The organism is Streptomyces sp. SX-6, from assembly GCF_059089585.1.
The window spans coordinates 1-3664 of the sequence record NZ_JBTHHU010000074.1; the positions used below are offsets into that span (position 1 = coordinate 1).

The window sequence follows — 3664 nt, forward strand, 5'->3', positions numbered from 1 at the left end:
TTCGGCTACCGCCGCCTCACCGTCCGGTACGAACGCAAGGGCTCCCACTTCCTCGCCTTCCTCGGCCTCGCGGCCGCCCTCACCTGCTACAAGAAACTCGCCAAGATCACCACGTGAGACATCCTCTAAGCCTGTAGAGGCTCCGGGGGGCGTGCTGCGCATGTACGGTGAACGGTTCGGTGTACGTCTCTCCGCACGCTGGCGGTCGCTGACAGTGGGCGCCCTCACGCTGGGGCTGTTGGCTGGCGCCGTGCCAGCGCAGGCGGTTCGTCCGCAAACACGGCCAACGCCTCCGGTGACCAAAGCAGCCCCTGCCACTCGATCGAATGCGAAGCCCAAAGCACGCCCTGTGCAACGAAGTTCGGCACCCACGACCGACTCGGCGATCTACGCCTACGACGCGGCCGGGCGCCTGGTCGGGGTTACGGACACCAAGGGTGAGACAGCCCGATACCGATACGACGCTGCAGGCAACCGTTTGGGCGTGGACCGCTATGCCTCGACCAAGCTGTCAGTACTGTCGGTCGTACCCTTGCGCGCGCCGGCCGGAGCGACCGTGGTCATCTCGGGTACAGGATTCGCGGGCACGGCCGAGGGCGACTCGGTCTCGCTCGGCGGCAAGAACGCCCAGGTCAACTCCGCTTCCGCGACGCGGTTGACGGTCACGGTTCCGGATGGTGCGGGCACGGGAAAGGTATCGGTCTCGGCTGGTGGCGCGAGCGTGGATTCCGCTGAGACCTTCACGGTTTCTCCCGGCGGGCCGAAGATAACAGGGTTCTCTCCCACAAGAGGGGCGGAAGGTGCGAGCGTAGTTCTGTCGGGATCAGGTTTTGCGCAGCAATTGACCGACAACATCGTGCGGTTCAGCGGCGGCCACCTGGCCGAGGTCACGGACCGGGCCGACACCTCTTTGACAGTGAAGGTGCCACCGGACGTGAAGACCGGGCCCATTGAAGTCGAAACCCCCGATGGCCGGGGATCGACAGCGGGAGCTTTCACTCCGATGGACGGGAACCAGTCCGAGTTCCAGACTACGGTACGCGCATCGGTGGCCGATGCTGATCCTGTTTCGGTGGCGGTCACCGATCCCGGCAAGCGGGCGCGTGTTCTCTTTGATGCGCGCAGTGGCGATGACATCGACTTTGGATTTTCTGGATCGACGTTCAACTCCAGTGTCGCTCTTCGGCTGTACGACCCTACTGGCGCGGAGGTGCGTGGCAGCGGGTCACTGTATGGGCGGAGTGGCAGCTGGGAAAAGCGAGGGCTCTCGCTCAACGGAACCTACACGCTGGTGCTGGATCCCGGGCGGAACAACATAGGTGTGGTGGCAGTCACCTTGTCGAACCCTGTTGATCTCGGTGAGCTTTCCTTCTCAGGTCCGTCGCTGGTGGCCGAGCTGAGACGTCCCGGGCAGCACGGTAAGTGGACGTTCAACGCCTCGACAGGGGAATCATTGTCTCTGTCGATCGACAATTCGGGTTCGCCGGAGTCTCTGACAGGCTACGTATACGATCCGGATGGCAGCGAGTTCAAGAGCATCTCGATCTCCGCGCATTTCAGCGATTCGTTGAACGTGTCCGAGCTTCCCAAGACGGGCCGCTATGTGCTGGTGCTGGGCGCCAGCGGCGTGCAACCGGCCCAAGTCAAGGTAACGGCGTCGCACTTTGTTGAGATCGGGAGACTGGCGGCCGATGATGCGACGCTGGCCGTGAATCTTTCCCGGCCAGCGCAGAACGGTGTCGCACGCTTCGACGGTCACAAGGATGACCGGCTGAGTCTGGGGATGACTGATGCCGACTCATGCGTCGATGCCGAGATCTCGGCGCCGGGTGGCGCGCGCATTGGGTCTGTGAGGGCGTGCGGTGGGCCGGGTAGCAGCGGTAGCGCGAAGTGGGACAGCCCTCCGCTTCCTGCAGACGGTGTCTATACCATCCGTGTCGCACCGGACGGTATCGGAACGGGGAGAGTAAAGCTCACCCTGTCGACTCCATTGGGGCTGCCCAATCTGACGCCCGACGGGGCGGCAGTAGTGGCGAACATCGCGAGGCCAGGCCAGTATGCGGAGTCGCACTTCGATGGGACGGCAGGAAGCAGCTACGTCCTGACACTGGCCAACAACCAGTTCTCGGACAACGTGTATGTCACCGTCTTCGCGCCGTCCGGCGCCAAGGTGGTTGATTCATACCTGATGTTGGGCGGCTGGGCCGGAGTGACCATTCCTCTCAGGAGTGTGGCAGAGGGCGGAACCTACCGGGTCCATATGCGGACGTATTCCGGAGGTACCGGCACAGTTGACATGAGGCTGGCCACCACGACAGCCGCGACCACCCCCGAGCTCGGCAGGGTGGAGGGCGGACCGTGGCTGCGCAAACCGGCCTGGGACCTGCCGCTCGTATCCGATGCGCCGAGGCAGGAGTTGCAGAAGACACAGCGGGCAGGAGCCGACGAGGGCAAGACAAAGGGTGTTGAGGGGGTGGTCCCTTCCGGCGCGGATGCGTGGCAGCCGGACAAGACACATCTGACTGGCCAGGACTGGCTCACGCGTCGCGGGGACGCACCGAGGTCCCCGGCGCAATTGAGGGCACCGCCCGGCAGGACTGCCCTGACCGGTCACTTGCTGAAGCTCGACGGCAATCCGCTGGCGGGCGTGCAGGTCTCTGTGGGCGATCAGAGCGTGCGCACCGACACACAAGGCCGGTTCCTCTTGGCAGGGATCAGCGACCGGGCAACGACGCTGGTGGTCGACGGCCGTACGGCGAACTCCAAAGAGCGTCAGTACGGGATATTCCACATCCTCATTCACCCGAAGGCCGGCAAGGTCACAGATCTCGGCTTCCCAGTCTGGATGTCGCCCCTGGACACCAGGCATACCGTCACCTTCGACGCTCCGACCAAGCAGGACAGGTCCTGAAGACCCCGCAGATTCCCGGCCTCGAGGTGCGCATCCCCAAGGGCTCGGTGATCCGTGACGAGCAGGGAAAACCGGTCACCGAACTCGGCATCACTCCGATACCCATCGACCGGCCGCCCTTCCCGCTGCCGAAGAACCGTGTGGTGCCGGTTTTCTTCACTGTGCAGCCAGGCGGTACCTATGTCTTCCCCAAGGGCGCACAGATCGTCTACCCCAACTACACCCATGAACCCCCGGGCAGTGCGGTGGAGTTCATGGACTACGATCCGAAGGGGAAGGGGTGGTACGTCTACGGTCACGGCGCCGTGAGCGCCGACGGGCGACAGGTCGTGCCGGACTCGAAGACCCGCATTTGGGCGTTCCACGGCGCGATGTTCAACGTGTCGGACCTGATTCCCTGGGACCTCTCACGCATCACTGACGCGATCGACTGGCTGTCCGGGGACCCGGTCGACCTCGGCACAGGCATGCTCACGGACACACGCACGGATCTGGCAGTTGCCGATCCGCTGGGTTCGGCGGAGGTCAACCGCACGTACTGGCAGGGCGATACCCGCACCCGGGCCTTCGGTATCGGCCGTGACCTGTCCTACAACGTCTTCCTGCACTCCAAAGAGCAGTACAAGGATGGTGTCCCACCGGGTGGTGTAACAGCGATCTCCGCGTAGCCCCTGGTCATGGGGCGGCCATCGCGCAACTCTCCGAGTAGGCAAGCTCGTTGAGAGAGGTGGCGCGATGGCCTTGTCCCAGCAT

2 protein-coding genes and 1 pseudogene are annotated in these 3664 nt (G+C 64.0%); all 3 read left to right on the forward strand.

The features are described 5' to 3' along the window. Nucleotides 1-117, forward strand: a pseudogene (locus ACV530_RS36460) (IS5/IS1182 family transposase); the annotation flags it as partial. 367 nt (nt 118-484) lie between these two features. Beyond that, nucleotides 485-2911, forward strand: coding sequence for an IPT/TIG domain-containing protein (locus ACV530_RS36465; protein WP_494337030.1), 2427 nt, complete (start codon nt 485-487; stop codon nt 2909-2911). A 47-nt stretch (nt 2912-2958) separates the two neighbouring features. Beyond that, nucleotides 2959-3579, forward strand: coding sequence for a DUF6531 domain-containing protein (locus tag ACV530_RS36470; protein ID WP_494337031.1), 621 nt, complete (start codon nt 2959-2961; stop codon nt 3577-3579). The last annotated feature ends 85 nt before the right edge of the window (nt 3580-3664 follow it).